This is a genomic window from Sphaerospermopsis kisseleviana CS-549 (genome assembly GCF_028329225.1).
Taxonomy (GTDB): Bacteria; Cyanobacteriota; Cyanobacteriia; order Cyanobacteriales; family Nostocaceae; genus Sphaerospermopsis; species Sphaerospermopsis kisseleviana.
Genome location: NZ_JAQMTI010000182.1, coordinates 1 through 2,635 on the forward strand (window position 1 = coordinate 1; position 2,635 = coordinate 2,635).

Below are 2,635 nucleotides of genomic sequence, written 5' to 3' on the forward strand. Positions count from 1 at the left end.
AGGTATGAAGAGGCGATCGCATCCTACGACAAAGCACTGGAATTTAAACCTGATAAACATGAAGCTTGGTACAACCGGGGTATTTCCCTACGGAATTTAGGAAGGTATGAAGAGGCGATCGCATCCTACGACAAAGCACTGGAATTTAAACCTGATAAACATGAAGCTTGGTACAACAAAGCTTGTAGTTATGCTCTACAAGGTAATATTAATCAAGCAATTGCAAATCTGCAAACAGCAATTAATTTGCATCCTGAGACAGTTAAGGAATGGGTAAAAACTGACTCAGATTTTGATGCTATTCGGGAGGATGTACGTTTTCAATCTTTATAAATCAAAGGTTGGAGGCTCATAAGAAAGACAGTAGGTGCAAGGTTATAGCGTCTTGAGTCTGAAAACCGTATGGCTGATGCTCACGGCAAAACTTTGCACTTTTGTAGGTAGCCAGAGATGAAAAAATGTTTTTAACTCTCCTCTTGACTCCTGTACGGGCGTTCGCGAAGCGTGCTGGAAGCATCAGCATTCGGAAAATATGCTTGGACAAAAATTTATAATTAGTCGCCCTAATGCTTCGCCCCTACCACTTCTGACTCCTGACTCCTAGCCCTAACGAAAGGACTTTTTCAGCAAGCCCGAATTAAAAATTAAAACTTTTGCTTTGGTGAAAGACACCCAAAGGTGTGAATTTAGTGTTCTCCTGTTTTTTCAATTGTTTCAATAACTGCTAAACCTATACCAGAAGCTGCAATTAACAGGACTGCTGAGATCAGATAGGCACTGGTCAGCATTCGGAGGGCTTCGTCAAAAAAAATGTAGGTGGTCATCTGTTCACCTTCTGAACTTTAAGCGGCTACTAGTGTTATTTAGTGTAATTTCTTTCTTCACACCCTGATAAGTCAATTTCGGTGATTAACTCCTAGCAATACCATCTTAACAAAACTTTAGCTATTTCAAAACCCCATGACAAAATTTTCTAGCTAAAGATTTGAGGAAATTAACCCAGATTTAGTAAAAACCTATATGACAAGGGAATAGGGAACAGGGAATAGGGAATAGGGAATAGGTTTTTGGATATTTTACTTTTCGTTACATAGTTCGGTTTTTTCTGTTTACCTACTTACAAACAAGCTTGAACTGTAGAAATTACTGATTTTGATAATGATAGTAATTCATAACCTCCTTCTAAACCAAATAAGATTTTTCTAGTTACGCCTAAACAATATTGAGTAAATAAACCAAAATCTTCGGGTTGCAAAGAGATACTTGCTAAAGGATCGGCTTCTAGGGCATCATAACCAGCACTAACAATCAATAAATCTGCATGAAAGTTGTTTAAAAACGGTAGTATTTTGTATTGCCACAAAGGTTGATAGACGCTGATATCACTGCCAGGGGGTAGAGGTAAATTTAAAACATTTTTGTAAAAGCCTTGTTCGGAAGCTCTTCCCGTACCAGGGTAAGCTGGGTATTGATGTAAAGAACAATAGGCAATTTCTGGGTAACTTTCTACTATGGCTTGAGTACCATTTCCGTGATGTACATCCCAGTCTAAGATGGCGACACGGTTAATACCTGGTTGTTGTAAGGCATATAAAGCGGCGATCGCTGCATTAGAAAATAAGCAAAACCCCATTCCTGTATCACTTTCGGCATGGTGTCCAGGGGGACGTGCTAACACAAAGGCGGGATTTTCTCTACTTAAAACCTCATTCACCCCATCTAACCAAGCACTTACAGCTAATAAAGCTACATCATAACTGCGGGGGGAAACTGGGGTATCTCCATCTAAATAACCACCACCAGTAGTTGCAATATGTTTCAGTTTTTCAATGTATGTTGCAGTGTGGGCGGTTTCTATCCAAGACATTAACTCCTGTTTAACTGGTGTGGGGGTTAACCAGTGGATTTTTTGGGCAAAGTCAGCAGTTTTTAGAGCCGTGACAACAGCACTTAAACGTTCTGGTTTTTCTGGGTGGTAGCGTCCGGTTTGGTGTTCGAGAAATTCATCGGAATAAATAATTGGTAGCATGGGCGGGAATAGCAAAATACTGAATGTAATTCTAGCCTGACTGTTCCTTGCTGTAACCAGTTATGATTTTTTCTGTACTTCAATCTAATGTTAACAAGCGAGGAATTGTTTCTAATTTAGCTTTAAGTTCTCCTTCTTCTCTGCCTTCTTCTCTACCTTCTTCTAACGCTTCTTGATCAAATCGTGTTTGTTTTAAATCACTTAATTCAAACATAGCTTCAATTTCTTCCCTGTTCATTCTTGGAAACTTTTAAAGTAAGTAGGGTTTGCTGATAGCGTAGCGTGGCGTTAGCCATATAAATCCGAAAAATTTACAGGTAAAGGGTTTTAGCTATTTTGACTTGTACTGAGCGACTTGTACTGAGCGCAGTCGAAGTAAGCCGAAGTGCTTTCAAAAAGTGCCAGCTTTTATGAGGTGGCAAGTGAAAAACCCTGCACTTACAGCAGTTTTCATGTCTTTAGACGACAGTAAGGGCGAAGCATTCGGACAATTAATTATCGGTTTTTACCTAAGACTATCATCCGAATGCTGATGCTTCCAGCACGCTTCGCGAACGCCCCTACATTGTTGACGCGAAACCTAAATCAAAATGTGGTTTATTTACC

Annotated in this window: 4 protein-coding genes; 1 reads left to right on the top strand and 3 read right to left on the bottom strand. The window is 39.7% G+C overall.

Annotation, left to right across the window (positions count from 1 at the left end; genetic code table 11):
* The coding region (locus tag PN497_RS15240) for a TPR end-of-group domain-containing protein (RefSeq protein WP_272110578.1) at window positions 1-333 on the top strand (333 nt) is incomplete at its 5' end.
* Between the two features lie 353 nt (window positions 334-686).
* Here the strand turns inward: PN497_RS15240 and PN497_RS15245 are convergent.
* From PN497_RS15245 to PN497_RS15255, 3 genes are all read right to left on the bottom strand, one after another.
* On the bottom strand, window positions 687-824 hold the full coding sequence (locus PN497_RS15245; RefSeq protein WP_187039622.1) for a hypothetical protein: 138 nt from the start codon (window positions 822-824) through the stop codon (window positions 687-689).
* Between the two features lie 293 nt (window positions 825-1,117).
* Window positions 1,118-2,029: a histone deacetylase family protein gene (locus PN497_RS15250; protein WP_096571193.1), complete on the bottom strand. Its 912-nt coding sequence runs from the start codon at window positions 2,027-2,029 to the stop codon at window positions 1,118-1,120.
* A gap of 79 nt (window positions 2,030-2,108) precedes the next feature.
* The gene (locus PN497_RS15255) at window positions 2,109-2,267 is read right to left on the bottom strand and encodes a hypothetical protein (protein WP_222620614.1); all 159 of its coding nucleotides are present in this window, start codon (window positions 2,265-2,267) and stop codon (window positions 2,109-2,111) included.
* Between the last annotated feature and the right edge of the window lie 368 nt (window positions 2,268-2,635).